Annotated in this window: 21 protein-coding genes; 4 read left to right on the plus strand and 17 right to left on the minus strand. The window is 70.6% G+C overall.

Translation table 11 applies throughout. The features are described 5' to 3' along the window. Positions 1 to 21: 21 nt before the first annotated feature. The 10 genes from ACYVLJ_RS46585 to ACYVLJ_RS46630 form a co-directional block, all read right to left on the minus strand. Complete coding sequence (locus ACYVLJ_RS46585) at positions 22 to 264, minus strand: hypothetical protein (protein WP_460443555.1); 243 nt, start codon at positions 262 to 264, stop codon at positions 22 to 24. 189 nt (positions 265 to 453) lie between these two features. After that, a complete protein-coding gene (locus ACYVLJ_RS46590; protein ID WP_460443556.1) occupies positions 454 to 1,527 on the minus strand; it encodes a DNA-methyltransferase in 1,074 nt (357 codons plus the stop codon). A gap of 329 nt (positions 1,528 to 1,856) precedes the next feature. After that, positions 1,857 to 2,309 carry an XF1762 family protein gene (locus ACYVLJ_RS46595; RefSeq protein WP_310977488.1) on the minus strand — a complete coding sequence of 151 codons (453 nt, stop codon included), beginning with the start codon at positions 2,307 to 2,309 and terminating at the stop codon, positions 1,857 to 1,859. After that, on the minus strand, positions 2,306 to 3,169 hold the full coding sequence (locus tag ACYVLJ_RS46600; protein ID WP_460443557.1) for a GP88 family protein: 864 nt from the start codon (positions 3,167 to 3,169) through the stop codon (positions 2,306 to 2,308). The genes ACYVLJ_RS46595 and ACYVLJ_RS46600 overlap by 4 nt, the downstream gene beginning before the upstream one ends. 119 nt (positions 3,170 to 3,288) lie before the next feature. Continuing rightward, complete coding sequence (locus ACYVLJ_RS46605) at positions 3,289 to 3,552, minus strand: hypothetical protein (RefSeq protein ID WP_460443558.1); 264 nt, start codon at positions 3,550 to 3,552, stop codon at positions 3,289 to 3,291. 97 nt (positions 3,553 to 3,649) lie between these two features. Beyond that, a complete protein-coding gene (locus tag ACYVLJ_RS46610) occupies positions 3,650 to 4,369 on the minus strand; it encodes a hypothetical protein (RefSeq protein WP_460443559.1) in 720 nt (239 codons plus the stop codon). A gap of 47 nt (positions 4,370 to 4,416) precedes the next feature. Continuing rightward, complete coding sequence (locus ACYVLJ_RS46615; protein WP_460443560.1) at positions 4,417 to 5,364, minus strand: L,D-transpeptidase; 948 nt, start codon at positions 5,362 to 5,364, stop codon at positions 4,417 to 4,419. Between the two features lie 78 nt (positions 5,365 to 5,442). After that, positions 5,443 to 7,398: a S53 family peptidase gene (locus ACYVLJ_RS46620; protein ID WP_460443561.1), complete on the minus strand. Its 1,956-nt coding sequence runs from the start codon at positions 7,396 to 7,398 to the stop codon at positions 5,443 to 5,445. 334 nt (positions 7,399 to 7,732) lie between these two features. After that, entirely contained in the window at positions 7,733 to 8,164 is a 432-nt protein-coding gene (locus tag ACYVLJ_RS46625) for a hypothetical protein (RefSeq protein WP_460443562.1), read from the minus strand. A gap of 139 nt (positions 8,165 to 8,303) precedes the next feature. Continuing rightward, positions 8,304 to 9,140 (minus strand): hypothetical protein, encoded by an 837-nt coding sequence (locus ACYVLJ_RS46630; protein ID WP_460443563.1) that lies wholly within the window; start codon positions 9,138 to 9,140, stop codon positions 8,304 to 8,306. Positions 9,141 to 9,554: 414 nt separating this feature from the next. Between ACYVLJ_RS46630 and ACYVLJ_RS46635 the strand changes: the two genes are divergently transcribed. Next, the gene (locus tag ACYVLJ_RS46635; RefSeq protein WP_460443564.1) at positions 9,555 to 10,127 is read left to right on the plus strand and encodes a helix-turn-helix domain-containing protein; all 573 of its coding nucleotides are present in this window, start codon (positions 9,555 to 9,557) and stop codon (positions 10,125 to 10,127) included. A gap of 171 nt (positions 10,128 to 10,298) precedes the next feature. Beyond that, positions 10,299 to 12,665, plus strand: a complete 2,367-nt coding sequence (locus ACYVLJ_RS46640; protein ID WP_460443565.1) for an ATP-binding protein — start codon at positions 10,299 to 10,301, stop codon at positions 12,663 to 12,665. A 28-nt stretch (positions 12,666 to 12,693) separates the two neighbouring features. On the opposite strand, the gene ACYVLJ_RS46645 is transcribed toward ACYVLJ_RS46640, so the two are convergent. Next, positions 12,694 to 13,962: a cytochrome P450 family protein gene (locus ACYVLJ_RS46645; protein ID WP_460443566.1), complete on the minus strand. Its 1,269-nt coding sequence runs from the start codon at positions 13,960 to 13,962 to the stop codon at positions 12,694 to 12,696. A gap of 601 nt (positions 13,963 to 14,563) precedes the next feature. Then, positions 14,564 to 14,809 (minus strand): hypothetical protein, encoded by a 246-nt coding sequence (locus ACYVLJ_RS46650; protein ID WP_460443567.1) that lies wholly within the window; start codon positions 14,807 to 14,809, stop codon positions 14,564 to 14,566. Between the two features lie 14 nt (positions 14,810 to 14,823). Between ACYVLJ_RS46650 and ACYVLJ_RS46655 the strand changes: the two genes are divergently transcribed. Continuing rightward, positions 14,824 to 15,054, plus strand: coding sequence for a hypothetical protein (locus ACYVLJ_RS46655; protein WP_460443568.1), 231 nt, complete (start codon positions 14,824 to 14,826; stop codon positions 15,052 to 15,054). Between the two features lie 151 nt (positions 15,055 to 15,205). On the opposite strand, the gene ACYVLJ_RS46660 is transcribed toward ACYVLJ_RS46655, so the two are convergent. Next, the gene (locus tag ACYVLJ_RS46660; protein ID WP_460443569.1) at positions 15,206 to 16,444 is read right to left on the minus strand and encodes an IS110 family RNA-guided transposase; all 1,239 of its coding nucleotides are present in this window, start codon (positions 16,442 to 16,444) and stop codon (positions 15,206 to 15,208) included. A gap of 201 nt (positions 16,445 to 16,645) precedes the next feature. Here ACYVLJ_RS46660 and ACYVLJ_RS46665 point away from each other — a divergent pair, with 201 nt between their 5' ends. Continuing rightward, entirely contained in the window at positions 16,646 to 16,999 is a 354-nt protein-coding gene (locus ACYVLJ_RS46665; protein WP_460443570.1) for a helix-turn-helix domain-containing protein, read from the plus strand. Positions 17,000 to 17,251: 252 nt separating this feature from the next. On the opposite strand, the gene ACYVLJ_RS46670 is transcribed toward ACYVLJ_RS46665, so the two are convergent. The 4 genes from ACYVLJ_RS46670 to ACYVLJ_RS46685 form a co-directional block, all read right to left on the minus strand. Further along, entirely contained in the window at positions 17,252 to 17,491 is a 240-nt protein-coding gene (locus tag ACYVLJ_RS46670) for a hypothetical protein (RefSeq protein ID WP_460443571.1), read from the minus strand. Then, positions 17,491 to 19,551 (minus strand): tetratricopeptide repeat protein, encoded by a 2,061-nt coding sequence (locus ACYVLJ_RS46675; RefSeq protein WP_460443572.1) that lies wholly within the window; start codon positions 19,549 to 19,551, stop codon positions 17,491 to 17,493. Before ACYVLJ_RS46675 ends, ACYVLJ_RS46670 begins: the two co-directional genes overlap by 1 nt. Further along, entirely contained in the window at positions 19,548 to 20,129 is a 582-nt protein-coding gene (locus ACYVLJ_RS46680; protein WP_460443573.1) for an HAD family hydrolase, read from the minus strand. The genes ACYVLJ_RS46675 and ACYVLJ_RS46680 overlap by 4 nt, the downstream gene beginning before the upstream one ends. Before the next feature lie 574 nt (positions 20,130 to 20,703). After that, positions 20,704 to 21,300: a hypothetical protein gene (locus ACYVLJ_RS46685; protein ID WP_460443574.1), complete on the minus strand. Its 597-nt coding sequence runs from the start codon at positions 21,298 to 21,300 to the stop codon at positions 20,704 to 20,706. Positions 21,301 to 21,303: the final 3 nt, after the last annotated feature.

Here is a 21,303-nt window from a genome sequence, read left to right on the forward strand (position 1 = left end):
GTGGACGCGGGACGTGCGGATTCAGCCGTAGAGCCAGGTCATCGACGTGCTCAGGCACGCCGCGGCGGTCCCGGCACCCGTGGCGCGCAGCATCACCGCACCCCGGATCAGCAACGCGGCTTCCTCGGAGTTGGGGGAGCGATCCAGCAGCTCGTCGAGAACTGCTGCGGCGTCGGCACGCTCGTGTCCTGGTTCGAGCACCAGCGGCAGCTCGGGGTCGTCGAGGTAGGTCCGCCGGGGTTCCGGCGGGGGACGGTCGGTCATCGGCTTCCTCTCGTGGTCGTTTGCGCCCGGCCACGCCGACGGGCGAGGTCGGGGCCGCGTGGCGCAGCGGGTGCAGCAGGTGGCGTCCGGGTGGGCAGGCGGCCGCGCTGATCGGCTGAGCGGTGATTCGGCCTGTATCAGCAGCTGTCGCAAGGTCGGCGGCCGCGATCCGGGCTGGCGTAGACGGGCTCATTCGGTCAGCCCTCCGAACAGGTCGGGCTGCGCGGGATCGACGGGTGCGGCTTTGGCCGGATCGGTGCCGGCGGCGCGGGCGCGCTCGCGCGGGTCGGTGGCTCGCCATCGGGCGATGCGGCCGTAGTCGGCGGAGAGGTCGACGCTGATCCCGATGCGGCCGTGAAGAGCTGCGGTGAGCGCGGTGGTCGCGGTGCCACCGAAGGGGTCGAGAACGACACCGCCGGCTGGTGACCAGGCGCGGATAAGGCGGCTGGGCCACTGCGGTGGGAAGACGGCGTAGTGGTCGACGCCGAGCGAGGCGGGGACGGTCAGGGGCTGGGTGGCGATCAGCCACACCGAGCCGGGGATCCGGCCGCGGGGGTGCTGCTTGTGCCATGCCGCGCGCTGGATGTGCTTGCCGGGCCCGGAGTGCTTGACGCGCCGGGACAGGGTCCGGTCGCCGTCGTAGAGTTCGCGGATTTCGTCGAGGTCGGCGTAGTAGTGCGGCTGGGTAGTGAGGTGGACCCAGTCCTCATGGGATCGGCGGACGCGGTCGGTCACGGATTCGGGCAGGCCGTTGGGTTTGGCCCAGATGATGACGGCGCGGGCGGTGAGGCCGAGCTCGTCGACGGCGGCGATCCGGAACCGCTCGGGCAGCAGCATGAGGCTCTTGGTCGGGATGCCGGTCCGACGCGGGTCGGTCTGGCGCCAGGTCGCGGCCGCGTCGGGGCGGTGCCGGCGGCCGTGGACGCCGGTCTGGGTCTGGCCTTGGGCGCCGGAGTACTTGTCGCCGAGGGCGATGAAGATCGATCCGGCCGGTTTGAGGACGCGGACCATCTCGCGCGTGCAGTCCAGCAGGGCGGCGAGGAATGCGCGGGGGCTTGGCTCGTCGCCGAGCTGGCCGGCGTAGTGGCGGCCGCCGTCCTGGTAGGACCGAAGGGCGTAGTAGGGCGGGGAGGTGACCACGAGGTCGACGGAGGCGTCCTGCAGTGGGAGGGCGCGGGCGTCGCCGCGCAGGATCACCGGCATCGGCGGGGCGAGCACGGCGTCACCGGGTGACGGCGTGCCTTCGGGCCGCTGGTGGTCCATGGTGCTCCTGGTCGTGGTCTGTCCGGTTGGCCGGTGGCGGCCGGGCTCCTGGGTGGCCGTGGGTGGGCGACATGCGGCCGGGGTCCGGCGGCTGCGCTCCCGTTGGGGGGTTACGGGGCGGTCGCGCGCCACGGTCGTGGAGCCCGGCGGCCGCCGGTGGTGCTGGCCTCCTTCCTGGTCGTCGGCTTGCCCCGTGGTGCGGGGCCGGGGTCGCCGTGGGCGGCCCGGTCGAAGCGGGCGACGCCGGACGGCGGGCTGGGGGTGCGGACTGCGGCGGTCCGCATCCGCTGGGCGGCCTCGGAACGGCGGGGCGCCGCCGGATGCGGATGTCACGTGGCCTCCCAGAGCGTGCGGGGGATGGCTTCGGTGCCGAGGACGGCGCGGGGGCGGCTGGGTCTGGTCCACCCGGGCCGCGCTGGGCGCTCGGCGATGACGCGCCAGCCGGCGGCGCGTAGCGACGCGCCGGTCTCGGGTCGTTGGGTGTAGGTGATCAGCCGGGTGTAGCCGAGGGCGAAGGTGGCGCGGGTGACGGCGCCGTAGAGCATCGAGTTGGCGTTGCGCGTGCCGTCGGTGGTCGTGCGGGTGACCTCGAGCGTGGCGCCGTTGTCGAGCATCCGGGAGACGGGTCGGCCGACGATGGCGACGCCGCGCAGGACGCCGTCGTGGTCGGCGACGCCGACGCAGAATTTGCAGCCCGGGGGTCGTTTGTGCGTGCGGTGCCAGGTGTCGACGAACCCGGCCGCGTACGCGAACGGCACCGGGACGAGGTGCAGCGACGTCACGGGACCTCCCGGACGGGCGAGGCGTCAACGTCGGTGCGCAGGTCCTCTGCGGGCCGGTGCGATGCAGCGCGCATCAGTCCGGCGGGCCCGCGGCGCGGATGACGTCGCAGCGCGTCGTCGACGCGCTCGCTGCAGAGGCGGCGGCCGCGGCGGGCGTCGTCTTCGGCCTGCCACTGCCGGAAGGTGCGACCATCCAAGCGGGTCAGGAAGTGCGCGATTCTGTTGGCGGGGATGCCGACGGGTGCGGGGCCGAGGACGGCGAGCAGGTCGGAGTCCTCTTGGGAGTGCCAGCCGGCGGCTTCGATGGCCGCGCCGGTCGGGAAGACGTCGGCGACGCGGTCGCGCCGGTCGTCGAGCAGTTGGTCGTCGCGGCCGCCGAAGCTGTAGACGAAGAGGAAGTTTTCTGGCGGCTCCGGCTCGACGAGATGCCGGAACCTGCGGATTTCCTTGGTGTAGCAGTAGAACTTGGTGTGCGGGGTGGCGTGCATGATGCGGAGCCACGCGCGGGTGTAGGCGTCGGAGAAGAAGTCGCCGGCGTCGTGGATGCGGACCCAGGCGCCGGTGAAGCGCGCGGCGGTGAGTTCGGTCTTCATCGCGTGCTCCCATCCGGGTAGGTCCTCGATGACGTAGGCGAGGTTCGCGAGGTGGCGGCGGCGGACGTTGGCGAAGCGGTAGGTTCCGGCCAGCGCGTAGCAGACGTGCGCGCAGATGCCCGCTGACGGGCAGGTGCGGACGGTGACGCCGTTGAGCCGGGCCGAGAGCGCGGGGAGCGTCCAGGTGTAGACGCCGGCGTCGGCGAGTCGGCGGTTGCCGCGGCTGAGCAGTGTCGTCGGCCGTGGCGTGGGCGGTGGCGCTGGCACGGGAACCTTTCTGCGGTAGTGGTTTCCGGGTGTGGGGCGCCGCCCCGCCCACACTCGGTGCTCCGGTCTTCGGTGTCCGTGATGCAGGCTGGATCACCGGGTGACCGGGGGCTGGGTCGTCACCAGATGCGGGTGCCGTTCGGCTGCACGGTGAGTTCGCGGTTGTCCGGCGTCGCCCAGATCCGGGTGCCGTCGGGCTGCACGCCGCCTTCGCGGGTACCGGGCGTGACGACGGCAGTGCCGATCTGCCCGTTCGGCGTGGCGGTGATGCCGTGCGAGTAGGAGCCCGGGGCGGCGGCCGCGGCGACGCCGACGGTGCCGAGGGCGGCGGCGGTGGCGAGGCCGCCGATGATGATGGTGCGGGCGATGGTCTTGCTGATCACGTGTTTCTCCTTGAGGTTGGGCCGGGCGGCCCGCTCCCGGGGAAGGTGGAGCGGGCCGCCGGGCCGTGGGGGTACTGAGCGACGTGGGTCGGGTCGCTCAGCCGGTCACCGGGTGGTGACCGTCGCGCGGGACGGGCGGCGGCGCCGGCTTGTCCGGCGTCCGGCCCGGTCGGTGCGTGCCGGTGGGCGGCTGCGTGGTGGGCTTGCCGCTGGGCTGGTGAGTCGGCTTGCCGCCGGGCGGCGTCGTGGGCTGGCCTGTCGGTGGCTGCTCGGTGGGCGTGCCGGTGGGCGGCTGGCTGGTCGGCGGCGGGGTGCCGGTGCCGCACTTGACGACGGCGACGGTGATCGTCTCGACCGCCTTGCCGCCCGCGCCGATGATCTGGACCGTCGCGCCCGCGCCGCCGCCGAAGCTGACCTTGAGGTTGCTGGCCGCGGGTGCGCTGCCGGAGTGGCTGTAGGTCGTCTCGCCGTTCGAGCACTTCGCGCTGACCGAGCCGATGGACTTGCCGCCGACGGTCAGGGCGCCCACGGTCGCTTCGGCGATCCCGGCACCGGCGCGCACGGTGATCCCGCTCGCCGAGAACGTCCCGGCTTTGCCCGCGGCCGAGCCGGATGCGGACTTGACCTCCCCGCTGCTGGACACCGAGGGTGTCGCGCTGACCGGGTCGACGCCGCTGGCCGAGACGCCGTAGGCGGTCGAGGTGGTGGCGGCCGCGTTCGCGGGCGCTCCGGCGGTGAGCACGAGCGCGGTGGCGCTGGCGATGAGGACGCCGCCGGCGCCGATACCGGCGAGAACGGTTCTGGATGTGCGGACCACGTGGTCCCCCCTTGCCTGAAGTGGCCCGGCCGGGCCTGGATGGGTGTTCACCGGATCAGCACCGGGGACCCGATCGGGACCTGCGTGCTGATGACCTGCAGCGCGTCCGGCGGGATCCGGATGCAGCCGTCAGAGCTGGGGCGGCCGTAGACGTCGGCGGTGGGCCAGGTGTGCAGGCCCACGGTGCCGGGGCCGCCGCCGTAGGTGGAGTAGGTGTCGCTGTGGGCGCCGGTCGGCAGGATGATCGGCGAGAACGTGGGGTGGACGTCCTTGATGGACGCGAGGATGAACGTGCGGGTCGCCGGGGTCGGCGAGCCGGGCTTGCCGACCCCGACCGTCCAGTGCCCGACCGGTGTTCCGTCGCGGAAGAGGTCGAGGGTGAATCGGGCGCGGTCGACCTCGATCCGGTACGAGCTGTGGGCGGTGCCGACGGTGTCGTCGAGGTAGATCCATCCGGCGCGATCGTTCGGCCTGGCGGGCAGCAGGACTTCGGCCCAGCCGGGTTGCTCGGCGACGACGGGCAGCCAGGTGTCGCTGACGAGTTCGGTGGGCGGCAGCGCGGCGATCGCTGGGCCGCCGGGCGCGGCGTAAACCGGGATTACGGCGGTCGGGTGGACCAGCCGGCCGCCGGGTGCGTCGCGCGGTGCGGGGTCGGCCAGCGCGGCGGACACGGTGCCGAAGGTGTCGGCGCGGGGAAGCTGGGTCAGCTGCTGCGCGGTGACCGGCACCGGCTCGATCACGGCGACGTCGTCGACGTCGACCCCGACGCGGGTCAGTGATCCACGCTGGATCACCGCGTCGGACCCGCTGGTGCCGCAGCTGGTCCAGGTGAGCGCGCCGAGGACGGCGAGCGTGGCGAGGGCGACGATGGCCCAGCGGGTACCGCGGCGGCCGCGGGGTGGCTCGGCGGCGCGGCGGCGGTGGCGTCCGCGGGCGCGCGGGCCGGTGACGTCGACGGCGGCGGGATGGTCCTGGTGCTCGGTGTCGTCGGCCACGGCGCGGCCTCCTTTCTGGTGGTCGAGGTGGTGGGGTGGGGTGGCTGCCGCCCCCGGGTCGGCAGCCACCCCGCGGTGCTACTGGCCGAGGGCGGAGACGAAACCGCTGGCCGGGGTGCCGATGCCGGTTACCGGGTCCCAGCCGGTGCCGGACTGCAAGCTCTGCGGCTTGCTGTCGAGGTCGAGCAGGTACGAGCCGGACGCCGAGGGCACGGTGACGTGGCCGAACCCGGCCATGTACGGCGACCAGATCCCGGCCTTGACCGGCTTCACATCGGTGATCTGTGCCTTTCCGCTCAGCGCGTAGAGCGCGGCGTTGAGGAACCCGAGCCGGCCGCCGCCGTGAGCCTGCTGGGCGTTGGCGACCAGGCCGACGAGGATCGGCGCGGCGAGCGACGTGCCGCCGCTGGAGTAGGCGGCGTAGCCCTGCGGCGTGGTGAAGGCGATCGCGAGCCCGGTGTAGGAGTCGGCGAGGGCGGAGATGTCCGGGACGGCGCGGTGGCCTCCGGCGATCGTGGCCGGCACGACGCCCTGCTGGTAGTCGGGCTGGTCGTAGAGCGTGCTGACGCCGCCACCGGCGCCGCCGGCGAAGCGGCCGTCCGCGTCGGACTGCGGGGTCCAGGTGTTGCCGGACTGGGTGTTGCCGGAGTTCTCCCAGCCGGTCTGGAACTTCACGCGGTTGCTGGCGTCGAGCGCGACCGAGGTGCCGCCGACGGCGGTCACCCACGGGTGCGAGGCCGGGTAGCTGGCTTCGGCGCGTCCGGCGGCGGCCGGGGCGGAGTTGTCGCCGGAGTCACCGGAGGCGAACAGTAGGGCTTGGCCCTGGATGGCGGCCTGGACGGCGATGGCGCCCAGCTGGTCGCGTTCGGCCTGCGAGACGCTGCTCTCGCCGGGGTAGAGCCAGGAGTTGTTGATGACGCTGACCTGGTCGTCGGCGACGGCCTTGTTGAGGGTGTTGAACAGGTCGAGGCAGGACGCGCCCGCGTAGTAGGTGATCTTCGCGGCCGGGGCGACTTCGTGGATGGCCTGGACGTCGAGGGCCTGTTCGCTGGCCCACGAGTCGGGCCCGCATCGGTCCTGGTCGGTGAAGGCGCCGGGGAGGACGGCGTTGTACTGGCCGCTGGTGAGGGCCGGGGCGCCGAACTGCCCGGCGGCGCGGTTGGTGTCGGCCACGATGGTGGACAGGTTGTAGGCGCCGACGATGCCGACGGTCTGCCCGGCGCCGGTGGCCGTGCTGGGCAGGCTGTAGATCGCGCGCAGCTGCGGGCTGGTGTAGCCGCACAGGGCGTTGCTCTGCTGCCCGGCGGCGTACTTCTGCGGCACGTTCGCGTTGTTGGTCTCGGCCCAGAACCGGGCGCAGCTGTTCGGGTCGCCGGCGGCCGGGGTGACGCCGGGCCGGGTGCCGTCCGGGCGGATCGCGGTGGCCTGGGCCGGGGTGATGGTCTTGCTCGAATCGTCCAGGCCGAGCACCGCGGTGACGGTGCTGCGGATGGCGGCCGGAACGGTCACGGCGGATTCCGGCGCGGCGAGGACGTGCGTGCGGCCGTCGCGGGTGGTGTGGCGGTAGGTCGCCAGGGAGGTGCGGAAGGTGGTCTGCAGCTGGGCGACGTCGGCGTCGGCCGAGATGAAGTGCCGGTTTCCGGCGACGCCGGTCACACGCAGGCCTTGGCCGCGCAGCCAGGTCGTGACCTGGTCGATGCTCTCCTGGGTCGGGCCGAACCGGGCGAGGAACTCGGTGTTGCTGAGGTGCCGTCCGTATTCCGGCGAGCCGGGGGTGGACACGGCTTTCGCGAGGGCTTCGGCTCCGGCGGGGTCGCGCAGGGCGAGCGCGATCTGAATGTGGCGCTGCTGGCGGGGGTCGACGTGGCCGACCCGGGCGGCGGGCGTGGCCCAGCTGGGCACGGAGCCCGCGAGCGCGGTGCGGCCGTCGGGCGCGGTGCTGTCCTGGGCGGTCGCGGCCGGTGCGGCCGCGATTCCCGCGAGTACCGCGCAGCCGGCGATCAGCCCGGCCGCGCGGGAAGGTCGTACTGCCATGAATGGCTCCCGTTTCGTTGTCTGTTTCCGACGCACCGAGCCCGCTTGCAAATTCGACGGTTGCCGACGATTTCGCGTCCGAACGACGAGTGCCACCAAGCGCGGCTCTCCTCGTATTGACTGCGGGTCCCCCTCGGTGTCGGCCAGCAAGGTTGCCGACCTGACCAGCGGCTATGCTCGCCGGACGTCATCACCTTGCATCGATTCGACACGCAATGTCAACCACATCCAGCATTCAATTTTGACGAGTTTTCCGACACTTATTTCGCGCACGTCAAAGGGCTCGATCCGCGAATTCAGATCGAGGCAGAGAAGTGGCGCTATTTTCTTTTGCTTACCCGGGAGCGGGATCGATGCGTTGTGCGACGAGGTTTCGCTGGGCACCGCAGACGGAGGCACCGACCCGGGCGACGTACCCGGTGATCTGCACGCGTTCGGTGCTCGGGGCCGTTCCGGCGCGGACGGCGCCGAGCCGCTGCCCTGCGGCCGGGCCGACCAGGGTGAAGGTCTGCGAGCCGATGGCGAGCTGCACGCACCCCGGGTGCGGCATCGTCCAGGTAACCTGTCCGTTGACCGTCAGCTCCGGCCCGTCGGTGTCCGGTGGCGGCAGCGGAACCGGTGATGCAGGCGGTATCGGCGGCGGGGGAGCGGGGGGCGGCGAGTTCGAGCATCCGGCGAGCGCGGCGGCCGCGGCGAGGGCGAACCCGGCCAGGCCCCACCGGCGCTGAGGCACGGTGTGTCCGGCGGGGCTGGCGGGGCGATTCATGGTGTCCCCTTGAGGAATGCTCGTCGCTGCACCGTCCATCGGGGACGGTGCAGCGACGAGGGGGTGAGCACCGCGGTGGTCACGGTCACCGCGCGCTCGGGCTTGTGGGTTCGGAGTTCCCTCGGCGATGCAGGCGGCATCATCCGGCCTCGGCGTGGGTGTGCACGTCCCGCAGCCGGCGGGCCGCGTGGATGGTCTCGGCGGCCAGGATGAGGGAGTTGGGGCAGCGCATCTTCGGCAGGATCGGCGCGAGGACACCGGTGATCTCATCGAGCGTGGCGAAGCCGCCGCCGAGCAGCCAGAAGGTGTGCGGGCCATCGCCTCGCCGGACGGCGTAGACCTCGGTGGTGGTGGGCAGGTAGCCCAGCACCCAGCTGCCGGTCAGGTAGTGCGGCGGCAGTTCGCTGGGGTCGTCGTCGGGCTCGCGGCGCCAGTGCGCGCCGAATTCCTCGACGCCGTTGAGCGCGGTGCCGCCCCAGCCATCGGGGCGGGCGCGTCGGCGGTCGAGTTCGGCGGCGAGGAATTCGTCGAGGATGACTTCGACGTGGGCCGGGGGCTCCGGGTTGCGCTGCCAGCCTTCGGCGACGTCGCGGAGCAGGCCGTCGGGGGCGAGGCTGATGACGAATTCGTGGAGCACTTCGATGGTGATGGTGACGTCGTCGAGTTGCTCGACGATGCGGGTGTGACCGGCGACGGCCTCGGCCCGGGTGCGCCCGGTGAGCGGGCGTGCCGCACCACCGCGGTCGGCGTGGTGACGGCTGATCTCACGGGCGGCGGCTTCGGCGTTGGCGCGAAGCCGGCGGGCCAGCGCGGCGAGTGTGCCGTCCAGGCGCAGGAGATCGGCGCCGACGTCGGCGGTGAGATCGTCGGGCCCGTAGAGCAGCAGACCCTCGATCGGCTCGGGAACAGGCTCGGTCCGCTGGCCGACGCGGACGCGGAGCCGGTTGTGGCGGTGGATCCAGGTATGCGGCGACATGAAGAACGTTCCCCCCAAAGGTCCGCTCGCGGCTGATGCGGGCTGCATCGCTGGTGTTCGGAACGGCAGGCCACCGGCCGGGGTGCTGCCATCGTGGTGTGGCTACCCGGCCGGCGGCCTGCCCGGTGGGCCGCAGGGCGGCGCGGCCCGGCTACGCCGGTGTCGGCTCCCTCCTGCGGAGTCGGCACCGGCACGTCGTGGTCCATGCGGGGCCCGGGTCGCCGGGGTCGGCAATACCCGAGGGCAGGCGATCGCCCCGCGACTCCGTGCACGATTTCGGAATGATTCACGGAGACCGCTTCCCGTGAATGATGGCTCTAGTTTACTATCGGTTCCGACGATAGACGAGTTTCGCGACTTGTCAACTGTAGCCACCATTGCGCAGGTCAGAGCGCTGCAGACAGGGCGAGATGGATGAGTTCGACCGAGGAGGATGCGGTGGAGGGCGGCAGCACGGTGTCGACGGTCGAGCAGGAGGGCCGCAAACTACCGACCCTTGGAAAACGCCTCGCCTACCTCTTCGAGGAGGCCCGCCGTCCCGACGGACGGAAGTGGACCTACGAGCAGGTCGCCACGTTCGTCACCGAGACGACGGGCGTCAGCATGACTCGGCAGTACATCTCCGAGATGATGCGGAACAGCAAGGCGAACCCGAGCCGAGCGCATCTGCAGGGCCTCGCGGAGTTCTTCGGCGTGTCGGCGGCGTACTTCTTCGACGACGCGAAGAGCGCCGAGATCCACCGGCAGATCGAGGTCGCGGTCGCGTTGCGCGATCCCCGCACCCGGGAGCTGGCGCTACGGCTGCTGCAGGTGACCGAGCCGGCCGACGTGTCGTTGGTGGCCGAGGTCGTAGCGGCGATCGGACAACGGCCCGCTCTGCGCCAGGCGCTCGAGGTGCTGCTGTCGTTGGACGAAGCCAGCATTCGAGCGGCGATCGGGGTCTTGGAGTTCGCGGCGCAGGCTCGGAAGCAGGACTCAGCGGGCTGATACCCGCTGCATCATCCGCCACCGGTTGCTGACCGCGATCGCCGTGCTACAGCCTTGCTGACCTGCGCTGATTGTCGGGGAGACGGGTTATGGTGGGTGATCAGGAGGCGAGTGGGGCGCCGCCGCGGTGGTGTGGAGGGCCGCGGGAGGGGACTCCGGGGGAGTACACGAGTGCACAGCTACCACGCGATGATGAAGTATCCCGGCGACGACGGGCCGGCGGACGCCGATGAGGCGGCACAGCCTGCGCTGCTGCGGGCGGAGCTGTCGACGTTCGTCGGCCGCGACGAGGAGCTACGCGAGGCGCGACGGCTGCTGACGGAGTGGCGGCTGGTCACGCTGAAGGGGCCGGGCGGGATCGGCAAGACCCGGATCATGCGCCGCCTCGCGCACCAGCTGCAAAAGGAGCGCGCTTACCGCGACGGTGTCGTCCTCGTCGAGCTGACGAACGTGCGCCCGACCGAACTGGCATCGGCCGTCGCCGACGCACTCGGCATTCCCGCGAACTCCGCCCGCCACGGAACCGCGCGGCTGATCGCGCACCTGCGGACCAAGCGGCAGCTGTTGATGCTCGACAACTGCGAGCACCTGGTCGACGACGGCGAAGACGGCGTCCTGGCGCAGCTGATCCGCACCCTGCTGGAGGCAGCCGAAGACTTGCAGATCGTCACCACCAGCCAAGCCGCGATCCGCGTGGAAGGCGAGGCATGGCTGGACGTGCCGGGCCTGTCGGAGGATGAGGCGCTGCAGTTGCTGCGCGACCGCGCGCGTGCCATCCGCATCGAGATCCCGCCCGAGGACGAGGTCGCCGCCCGTACCGTCGTCAACCGGGTCGACCGGATGCCGCTGGCCATTGAGCTGATCGCCGGTCGCATGGACACCGTGTCGATGGCCAGCATGGTCCGGCGCACCAATCTGCTGATGAGCTTGGCCGGGGGAACCTCAGCCAAGAAAAGCCACCGGAAACTGGAATGGACGGTGGAATGGTCCTACAACCTGCTCGGCGAAGCGGAGCAGCAACTGCTGAAGCGGCTGTCGCTGCTGGCGGGCAGCTTCGAGCTTGAGGATGCGGCCGCGCTCAGCACGGATCTCGGGGACGAAGACGACATCGCCGAGCTGCTCAACGGCCTGCACAAGAGGTCGTTCATGGTCTCGGAGCGCAGCGCTGATGGCCGGCGGTTCCGGCTGTGGGAGTCCATCCGCGCGTACGTGGCCGAGCAGCTGAGTGACGACGAGGCCGACAAACTGCGCGAACGGCACGCCGACCACCACGAGGCGATGGCCACCCGCGCCGGGATCGAGTGGTTCGGGCCGGACGAACCCGGCTGGCTCAGACGCCTGGGTGTCGCGCTGCCGAACCTGCGCGCGGCCGAGGAAACTCGGCTGGCCAACCCGGACACCGCGCTGCGAGGCATGGACCTGTTCGTCAACTTGGCCCGCACGCGCCTGTTCTACTTCATCGGCCGGCTGACCGATGCCGCCGAGATGCTGCAGGCGGCCCGTCGGTGGCATCCCGACGAGCCGAGTCTCACGCTGGTGAGCGCGCTGTCATTCGCCGCCACCGTGGCGTTTTGCCAGGGAGACCCGGAGCGCGGCGACCAACTACTGGTGGACGCCGAAGACGCCGCTCGGCAGCTCGGCTGCCTCCAGGACTGGGGACCGCTGCTCTACGCGCGCGCGACCCGGCTGTGGCTCGTCGAGCGCGACCTGGAGGAGGCTCGCCGGTGCCTGCCGTTGTACAAGCAGGCCGCGGCCTGGTTCCGCGACCACGACGCCCCCGGCGACGCGTGGATGGCCCGGTTGTTCATGGTGATGGCCGCGGCGATGCTCGGGGTCCGCGACGTCGCGGTGCTGGAGAGCGAGCGGCTGCTGGCCGACGCGGAAGCTGTGGGTGCTGCCTGGTGCATCTCGTGGGCGTACTGGGCGTGCGCCCTGGTGGAGCTGCTGTTCGGAAAGGACCTCGGCCGAGCGGTCAAGCTGGCGCAGCGGGCCTTGACGATGCAGGACGAGATGGGCGACCGGTGGGGTCTGCTCTGGTCGATCTGGTTGATCGCGCTGATCGCGGCGCGGCTGGGCCTGTACTCCCGCGCGGCCCGGACGCTGGCCGGCGTCGCGAAATTCCAGGAAGAGGCCGAGGTGATCGTGCCGGGCTTGCTGCCGTTCGACCATCTGCAGCGGCAGGCCGAGCTCACCCTGGAGCGCGAGCTGGACGACGCGTGGCCGACCGAGCGGGAGATCGGGGCTGGCTACTCGCGCGGAGCCGTTATCGAGTTGGCCAAGAAGGCGATGGAAACACCGCCGCCTGCCTCGGCACCGGCGTCGCTCCCTGGCGGGCTGACCAAGCGCGAATTCGAGGTCGCCCGGCTGCTCGCGGCCGGGCTGTCGAACCGGGCCATCGCCGAGGAACTGAGCATTACGGTGCGGACCGCGGAGACGCACGTTCAGAACGTCGCGGACAAGCTGGGTGTGCGAGGTGCAACACGGGCCGCCCGCGTTCTCCAGATCAGCGAGATCCTCGAGGCGACCAAGCCGAGGTGATCACCGCCAGTCGGTGATGCAGGCGGCATCACTGCAGCGGCACCGCCTGCATGACCTCCGTGGCGGGGTGCCAGTGGCCGGGGTCGAGGCGAGTGGGAAGGCTTTCCCAGCCGTTCATGATCGGGCTTCTCCTTCGACGGAGATCGTGCTGGTCGAGCAGCTCGGCCCGGGGGAAGGCGCGGGCGAGCGTGCCGAGGACGACTTCCGCCTCCATGCGCCCGAGCGTCGCGCCGACGCACCGATGGAGCCCGTACCCGAATCCGAGGTGTCGCAGGTCGTGGCGGTCGCGACGCAGGTCGAGCTGGCCGGCGGTCTCCCCGAAGCGGCGCGGGTCGCGGTTCGCGCTGTGCAGGGAGATGAGGACGATCTCGCCGGGCAGCAGCGTGATTCCGCCGTAGACGGCCGGCTCGACGACCACGCGGTGCGTGGCCATCCGGACGGGGCTGTCGTAGCACAGGACCGCCTCGACGACGTTCGGGATGAGCTCGGGATGCTCGCGCACGAGCCGCCACCGGGACCGGCGATCCTGCAACAGGGCTCGCAGGGCGTTGCCGATGAGGTTGGCGGTCGTGTCATGCCCGGCGTTGAGCAGCAAAAACAGCGTTCCGAGCAGTTCCTTTTCGGTGAGCTTGTCCGGCTGGTCGTCGCCGACGTGGATGAGGGCGGAGACCAGGTCGCCGCCTGGCTGCCTGCGCTTGTGCTCGATGTGGCTGGTGAAGAAGCCGGCGAGCTTGTCCGATGCCGCCAGCGCCTCGTCGGGGTCATTCTCGTTGAGAGCCTCCACGAGTGGACGCAGCGCCGGACGCTGGTCGGCGGGGATCCCCAGTAGTTCACAGATCACCGCGAGCGGGAGCGGAACCGCGACCTCGCTGATCAGGTCAACCGGCTCGTCGATCGACAGGCCGGCGACCAGAGTGTTGGTCATGGCCTCGAAGCGTGGTCTCAGGGCTTCGACGCGCTTGGTGGTGAACGCTCTCACGAGCAACTTGCGGAGACGGGTGTGCTCGGGCGGGTCGGTGAACAACGCGTGCGGTTCGAACATGCGCGAGACCCTGCGGTCGCCGTATCCGGCTTCCTTGAGCTGGCGAGTGATCGCCGTGACCAAGGTCGCGCTGTCCTTGCTGAGCCGCGGATCGTCGAATGCCTTGACCGCCTCCGCGTAGCGGGTAATCACCCAGACCGGCATACCGTCGGGCAACGTCGCCGAGACGACGGAGGCGCGTTCGCGCTCGCGGTCGCTGATCGTCAGCGGGTCTTTCCAGTCCTCGACGCTGAAGAAGCCGGCGGTTCGGGTCATGTGGTTCTCCTGTGGCGCGGTCGCCCCGTGCGGCGACGGGTCTGCGTGGGCGGGATGCGCCGACGCAGCTCGTCCGGCGAACTGGTTCCGCGGCGGTCCCCGCCCGCGCGCGGTGTGGTGGTGCGCACCCCTTGCCCCCGGCACGCGGCTGTGCGCGGTGCCGTGCTCAAGCATCGGCGATGATGCGCCGCAATTCATCGTGGCAACTACGGAAAGAGACCGGGGCGGACTACGTAGGGATTTCAAGCCCACTACGTAGGACAATCGCGAAGCACTACGGAGGTGATTATCAACTTGGGCTTCACCTGGTTTTCCGACCTCCGCGATTAATCGCGAACTTCTTGTTTCTTCGATCATTCGACCAGCACCGGGCATGACATTGCAACTTGCAGCAGGGATGGTGCATGAAATCTAAACTTCCTGCTCAGCGTGCTTGTCGTCGCGGTCGACGCCGACTGTGGATCTACGTAGCGCCGCCGATTCGCTACTCCGCGCTAACCACTGCGCCATTGGCCGATCTCCGGACAAAAACACGACACCGAATGTGCCGTAACACGTTGACACCTGTCGTTATGAGCCTATTGTTGCTACGTCTAGACGATCACGCGTTCGACGGCCTGAGCAGCATGGCATTCGGACAGATCTCACAGAACACGGTGTTGCATTCGCCGACGTCGGGGTCGGCGAACTTGCACCGCTCGGGGACGGTAAGCAGCTGGATGGCAGGCGGTATGCGGTTGACCGCATAGCGCCGCGGTCCGGGCGAGGCGCGGGGGCGCACGGTCTGCTTGTGGACCGCGGCATCCCGCGGCGGCGAGCCGGACACGGGCCAGGAACGGATGATCAAGGGGTAGGGGATCGATGTCAGCGCAACTGGCGAGCCGTCAGCCACCGGAACCAGCAGGCAGCTTCTGGCTGACGCCGTTCGGCGGGGTGCTGATCGAGCCCGAACGGCACGCGCATCCGGGCGCCGGCACTCAGCTGATCGACCAGTCGGCGTTCGATCAGCTGCTGCAGCTGACGCCGGACCTCGACCCGGATCTTGTGAAGTCGATCATGGGCGTGGCGATTCGGCCCGAGGGTACGAGCTGAGCGAGCGAGCCGCCCGGTGATGCAGGCCGCATCACCGGCCACAGCGCCGGTGATCGACAGGTAGGGGGCGGCCGGGCGCCGTTCCCGCGTCAGAGCTCCGGGGCTCGGGCTGATTTCCGAGGCGTGTTCCCGGCCGCCTCCTACCTGGCGATCACGAGGTCACGGGCGGAGCAGGAAACGCGATGCCCTCTTGGTACAGCTCGCCGGCCTGGAGGCAGTGGTGCAGGCAGACCAGCAGCCGGCCGAACAGGTGCCGCAGTGCGGCGGCGTGCCGGTCACCGACCTGGCGCCGCTGGTCGTAGTGCGCGCGGCAGCCCGGTGATCGGGTGAGGGCGGCGAACGCCCAGACGTGTCCGACGTTCTTGAGCCACCGGTTGGCGATCCGCCGGTGGGTGACCGAGGAGCTCCCGCCGGAGGCCCAGGTCAGCGGGGCTGCCCCGGCGTAAGCCCGCAGGCCGCGGCCGGTGGCGAACCGGGCCGGGTCGTCGCCGATCTCGCCCAGCAGCCGGGCGCCGATGAGCGAGCCACATCCGGGGAAGGACCGGTAGATCTCGGCGTGCGGGTGGCTGTCGAACGCGGCTTCGACCTGGTCGGCGAGTTCGCTGGCGGTCGCGCAGGCCTGGTCAAGCTGTCCCAGGTAGGCCAGTACCTCGGCGCCCATGGCAGCTTCCACCGCGGGCGGCCGGAGGATGACCGGTTCGGCGAACGCGGCCTGCAGGTGCAGGGCGCGGTTCATTCGCAGGCGGGTGCGCCCGGCGCCGTCGAGGATGTGGCACAGCTCGACGGCGTCGAGGCGGGCAGCCGTGCGTGGAGTCGGGCCTGCGGCGAGAACCGCTCGGGCTTCTGCTCGGCGGAAGCCGTCGGGCAAGTCGGCCCATGCCGTCAGGGCTGCCGGATGAACGTCGCGGAGGATTCCCCGCAACCGGTTGGCATGGAATTGCATGCTCCAGCGAGCGCGCAGCTGGGCGCGGGCCAGGACGGTGATGGAGCGGGCCAGGTCTGAGGAGGCCGGCAGGGCGCGATGGAGGGGGCCGTCGACGCGCAGGATGTTGGCCAGCATGACCGCGTCGCCCTTGTCCGATTTCGCCTTCGCGGGCGAGAGCCGGGCCCGGTAGCGCGCCGCCATCGACGGGTGGATGACATGGACCGGCTGGCGGGCTGCCCGCAGCGCCTCCACCAGCAGGCTGGAGCTGGTCTCGATCGCGACCGGGACCTGGCGGCGGCTGTGTCGGTGGCTCGTGCTGAGCCCCGAGAGCAGGCGGAGCAGCTCCTTCACCCCGGCCGGGGTCTCGGGGATACGGGCGCGGGTGACCACCTGCCCCGCAGTGTCGACGACCGCGACGTCGTTGAGTTGCTCGGACCAGTCGATCCCGGCCCAGTATCGGCCCATCTGCCCGCCCTCACGTGGTCGGTTCGTGGCAGGCCGGGCGCTCGTTCTCGCTGTGAGGACTTTCCGGTCCGGGATCGCAATGGGCGTTCCCCGGCCTGCCGAGGTGGCTATGATCAACCACCCGAGTGGACCATACATGGTCCACCGAGGGGTCGTGTCACCGCCCCCTCGCTCGTCCCGGAAGATTGGGCAGGACCTGCAATGATCGAGTTCGGGGAGGTGGTCGGCGTGCCTCGCAGTGACGCCGACCAAGCGCCCGTCAGCTACGTCAGCTCGGGCACCTGGCCGGAGGCAATGCTTGCCGACGACGCGCCGGTCTCCGCGCACTTCGGCCTTGCCTTCGCTCAGCGGCTGTATGCGGCCTTGGCGATCAGCGGCATGAGCGGCCGGGCCGCCGCGGCCGCGGCGGGGCTGTCCCATGCCACTGTTCAGCGGGTGCTGCGTGGCGAGGTCTTGCCCGATCTGGGCACCCTCGCCCGCCTCGAAGTCGCGCTGAGTGCCGATCTCTACCCGGTCGGGTTGCGCTCCCAGTTCAGCTCTGTCAATCCCCGCTGAGTGAGCGACCGGCAGCGCCGCGGGCGGGCGCACCGGTCGAGGCTGGGCAGCCCGCCGTCGCTGAGTTTCGGCAACGGGGTGTCCGGCGTCGTCGGTCAGACTGCCAGCAGCTTGGTCTCGTCGATCACGGTCAGGACGGGGGTGTGGGGTCGGTGCGCTGGCCGACCAAATGCACGATGCAGGCGGCATCGCCGGTCGCATCGCGGACGTCGACCGGCTTGCCGGGCTTCCTGCATCCTGACCGCCGGGCATTCAGAACAGGCGGCCAGCGTCGATGATGGTGTTCAGCTCGGCGGAGCGCCTTCGCCGCCGAGCGCGGCGGCGTTCCTCCCCGTCATCGTCGGGCAGCGGGGCCGGAGTGAGGGCGCCCCGGGCGTAGAGGTCCCACCGCGCGGCGACTTCGTCGCGGTTCATGCGCTCGCCGTCGGAAGCGCCTAGGGGTGCCTTATCCCAACGTCGCGCGATGGCATCGTGGTCCATTTCTTCGCTCATCAGGGTTTCCCGTCGGCGCGCGTTGGCCGCTCGAGGGCCTCGAGGGCGGCGCGGGCGAGATCCAGGGAGACCCCGCCACGGTCGCGGACCAGCTCGGCCGCTTCGGTCAGGTGCTGGCGGGCTTGCTCGACGTTCCCGCGCCGTACGGCGACGTCGCCCTGCGCGCGCAAAACATCAGCTGCGTAGGTCGGCGACGCCTCCCGGCTCAACACCTGTCGAGCGCGGGCCAGCCGCTCATCCGCGACGTCGTACCGCCCGGCCCGCACGTCGATCCGGGCCAGCCCGAGAGCGGTTCGAGCTTCGTCCTTGGGTGAGTCGAGCTCGATGAACATCCGCTGAGCTACGAGGAGGTGCCATTCTGCTTCGTCATCGCGGTCGACGAGCAGGAGCACGTCGCCGAGGCGTCGATGTCGCGACGCGACCCCGCGCGGGATCCCCAGTTCCCCTTCGATGTGCAGGCTCTCGGTGAAGCACGCGATCGCGGTGTCGAAGTCGTGGTCGTCCTGCGCGATACGGCCGAGTTGTTCCAGCGCGGCTGATTCGTTTCGCCGGTCACCAGCACGTCGCGCGAGATCGATGGCCGCCTGGGTTTCGGTCCTGGCGGGTTCTTGCTGGCCCAGGTCAAGGTGGGCCCGGCCCAGCTGGTAGCGCAGCCGGGACTCGGCGATCGCGTTGCGGCAGCGCCGCGCCGCGGTGATGCCGAGGTCGTGGGATCGCAGCCACTCCGTGTAGTGCTTGCGGTACAGCATCAGCTCCCACAGGGCCTCGCACAGCTGCCACGCGAGTTCGTCGCGGCGATCGAGGACGGCCTCTTCGAGAACGGCCAGCACGTTCGGCAGCTCCTCGGCGAGCCAGTCCAGTGCGGCCGCGTCGGAGCTGAACGCGGGCGGCTCGCCGGCGAGGTCGGCGGCGACGGGGCTGACTCGCCAGCGCATCGGGATGACGACCAGGTTCGCGCGGGTCATCTGCTGCAGGTACCAGCGGGCCGCGCGGGGCAGGACCTCGTCGCCGTCGTCGGCGCGCTGGGTGCGCGCGTGTAGCCGCACGAGGTCGTGGAAGCGGTAGTGGCCGCTCGCGACCTCTTCGAGCAGGCTGGCGTCGGCCAGGGTCTGCAGTACCAGCGCGATGTCCGGTGTGGCCATCTCGGTCACCGCGGCGGCCAGCTCGATCCCGAACTTACGGGTCGGAAGCCGGCCCAGCAGCCGGTACAGGTCGACGGCGTAAGGCTCCAGATCCTGGCAGGCCCAGTCGAACACCGCCGTGACCGGCGTCTCCGCATCGGAGAGCTGATCGAGGGTGGCCAGCCGGGATCGTTCGTCGCGCAGCTGCTCCACCACCCGCGCCACCTCCCAATGGCGGTGGGTAGCCAGTCGCGCCCCGACGACATGCAGGGTGATCGGAAGGCAGCCGCACAGCAGCGCGAGTTCCGCCATGGCGCTGCGCTCGCGATGCGCGCGCTCTTCGCCCAGCAGCTCGGTCAGCAGCCTCTCCGCTTGGTGCTGGGTGAGCGGTGGGACCTCGATGAATTGCGCGCCCTCGGTGTACAGCCCGTCCAGGTGCCGGTGGCTGGTGACGACCACGACGCATCCGGCCGACGCCGGAATCAGCGGGCGGACCTGCCGGACCGAGACCGCATTATCGAGGACGACCACGAGCATCCGCCGCGCGTCGGCAGTGAGCGTGCGGTACAAGCCCACCTGCTCGGCCAGGGTGACCGGCACCCGTTCCGGCTCGACGCCCAGCGCGCGCAGGAAGCCGGCCAGCACCATGCCGGTGCCGGTGGCGGTGTCGGTGTCGGCGGAGAAGCCAGACAGGTCCGCGTACAGGTGGCCGTCTGCGAACCGTTTTGCGTGGTTGTGAGCCCAGGTGACGGCCAACGCGGTCTTGCCGACGCCTCCGAGTCCGATGAGGACCGCGACGCCGGGCCGGGATTCTGCCCCGCGGCGGTGCTCGTCGACCAGCCGATCGAGGTCTTCCAGTTCGTCGAGCCGGTTGACGAAGTACATCGGCGGCGGTGGCAACTGGCGTGGACCGCGTTGCGTGCGGGTGGTCTCGTTCATGCTGACTCGCCACCCGGGTGGCTGGCTCCTGCGGCCTCGGGCAGCGGCTTCCGCTCCGCCCATGCCCGAACGACCGGCACCGCGTCGGCCAGGTCGGTCACCGAGACGATCCGGTCACCGCTGCCGTTCGGGTAAACGGCGGGCTGGCTGGTGGTGCGCAGGTGGACGACGCGGGCGCCGGCGGTCCAGGCGCCGTAGACGTCGGCGACGAGTTGGTCGCCGATGTGGACGATGCTGCCCGTCACGACCTTGTGCTTCCCGGCGGTGGAATTCCAGAGCCAGGGTGTGGGCTTCGCGGCGCCGAGTGCCCAGCTGGCATACACGTCGGTCAGGGTGCGGCCGTGTGCGCGTTTGACGGCGGCGACTCGTTCCGGGCCGCCGGTGACGGCCATATTCGACAAGGCGACCACCGGCGCGATCTCCGCGAGTTCCTCGAGGACGTGTTCAGCGCGCGGAAAGGGCTCGTACCCGCGGTCCCACTCGGTCGGGAACTTGCGGCAGGGGATGAGCAGCCGGTCGCAGACCTCTTCGACCAGGTTGGGGGTCAGCTTCGGTGCCCGATAGAGCAGGGCCCGCACGGTCTCGCCGACGAGGGTGGGAGCGACCTCGGCGAGGGGTGTGAGCTCGGCCAGCTGTGCGCTGGTGGGCCGGCCGGTGAATCTGCCCAGGGTTCTGCTGATGTCGACGGTGATCAGCGCGACGGTATCGGGCAGGGGCGTGTGCTCTTTCTGTCCGGTTCGGATTGTGGGGTGGGGTGATGCAGGCTGGATCAGGCAGGATCCGGCTGGTCGGTCGGGCAGCCGGCTCGGCCCGGCCGCGGGCTCGGATCGTGGGCGGCTACCGCGCCGAGGGGCTGAGCTTGAGGAGAGCCGTCGTGTACCGCCGGATGTGCCGCGTCACCGCGGTGACGGCCCACGCAATGCCGCCGCTAGCGATGAGCAGTCCGAGTGCGATCCACACGAGCCGGAGCCTGTGCGCCTTCACGGGTCGCCTGCCGGTGCGAATTTCGGCGCTCGGCCGACCATGTAGCGGGACGACGTGCAGGTTCACGGATCTGGTCATGAAAACTGTCACTCCTGGTTGATGCGGCGTGGCGAGGTGGGTTCTGGTGGCACGGGGCGAGGGGGTGCCGGATTCGGCCCAGTCCGGGCGTCAGCTCGGGTCGTCCGGCGGGGACTTCGGCCAGGCGCCGAGGTAGGCCTTGGCGGTGGCGATCATCTGCGGCACGCGGTCGACTGGGATGCCGAGTTGGCCGGCGATGTCGGCGTTGGATCGTCCGGCGCGTTCGCTGTTCCAGACGATCAGCAGGCGGCTGGCGTGGCCGATGCTGGCCCCGCTTGTCAGGGCGAAAGCACTCAGCCGCCAGAGTTCCGCGTCCTCGTCGGGGCGGCCGACTTTGGACGCGTAGCAGGAGGCGTCTTCGAACACGTTCTGCAGGAACTGCGTCATCGCCATCGTCAGCATCTGATGAGGGGGGAGGCGGGGTTGGCAGTTATCACAGAGGCAGGAGGACGGCGGCGGAACATCGCACAGCGCGACCATACGAGCGGCAGCCGGTGAGAGTGCGCAGCCGAAGTCGATCAGCGCATCCGCGAACTTCCTGATGCAGTCGACGAACGCGGCGGATTCGATGGTGCGGCCCTCGGTGGCGGCGTCGCGGAGGATCGGAAGGCATCGCGACCGGAGCGCCTCGACTTCGCGCAGGACGTCTGCAGGGGTGACGGCCGTCTTGTCGGGGTTGTAGTTCATCGG

This window comes from Amycolatopsis stemonae (genome assembly GCF_054781455.1).

Bases quoted from the DNA above. Each gene is read 5' to 3' on its own strand.
- ACYVLJ_RS46645 (WP_460443566.1), bottom strand. From the start codon at position 13,962: ATGACCCGAACCGCCGGCTTCTTCAGCGTCGAGGACTGGAAAGACCCG.
- ACYVLJ_RS46635 (WP_460443564.1), top strand. From the start codon at position 9,555: ATGAGTTCGACCGAGGAGGATGCGGTGGAGGGCGGCAGCACGGTGTCG.
- ACYVLJ_RS46670 (WP_460443571.1), bottom strand. From the start codon at position 17,491: ATGAGCGAAGAAATGGACCACGATGCCATCGCGCGACGTTGGGATAAG.
- ACYVLJ_RS46630 (WP_460443563.1), bottom strand. From the start codon at position 9,140: ATGTCGCCGCATACCTGGATCCACCGCCACAACCGGCTCCGCGTCCGC.
- ACYVLJ_RS46655 (WP_460443568.1), top strand. From the start codon at position 14,824: ATGTCAGCGCAACTGGCGAGCCGTCAGCCACCGGAACCAGCAGGCAGC.
- ACYVLJ_RS46625 (WP_460443562.1), bottom strand. From the start codon at position 8,164: ATGAATCGCCCCGCCAGCCCCGCCGGACACACCGTGCCTCAGCGCCGG.
- ACYVLJ_RS46685 (WP_460443574.1), bottom strand. From the start codon at position 21,300: ATGAACTACAACCCCGACAAGACGGCCGTCACCCCTGCAGACGTCCTG.
- ACYVLJ_RS46665 (WP_460443570.1), top strand. From the start codon at position 16,646: ATGATCGAGTTCGGGGAGGTGGTCGGCGTGCCTCGCAGTGACGCCGAC.
- ACYVLJ_RS46620 (WP_460443561.1), bottom strand. From the start codon at position 7,398: ATGGCAGTACGACCTTCCCGCGCGGCCGGGCTGATCGCCGGCTGCGCG.
- ACYVLJ_RS46675 (WP_460443572.1), bottom strand. From the start codon at position 19,551: ATGAACGAGACCACCCGCACGCAACGCGGTCCACGCCAGTTGCCACCG.
- ACYVLJ_RS46660 (WP_460443569.1), bottom strand. From the start codon at position 16,444: ATGGGCCGATACTGGGCCGGGATCGACTGGTCCGAGCAACTCAACGAC.
- ACYVLJ_RS46590 (WP_460443556.1), bottom strand. From the start codon at position 1,527: ATGGACCACCAGCGGCCCGAAGGCACGCCGTCACCCGGTGACGCCGTG.
- ACYVLJ_RS46585 (WP_460443555.1), bottom strand. From the start codon at position 264: ATGACCGACCGTCCCCCGCCGGAACCCCGGCGGACCTACCTCGACGAC.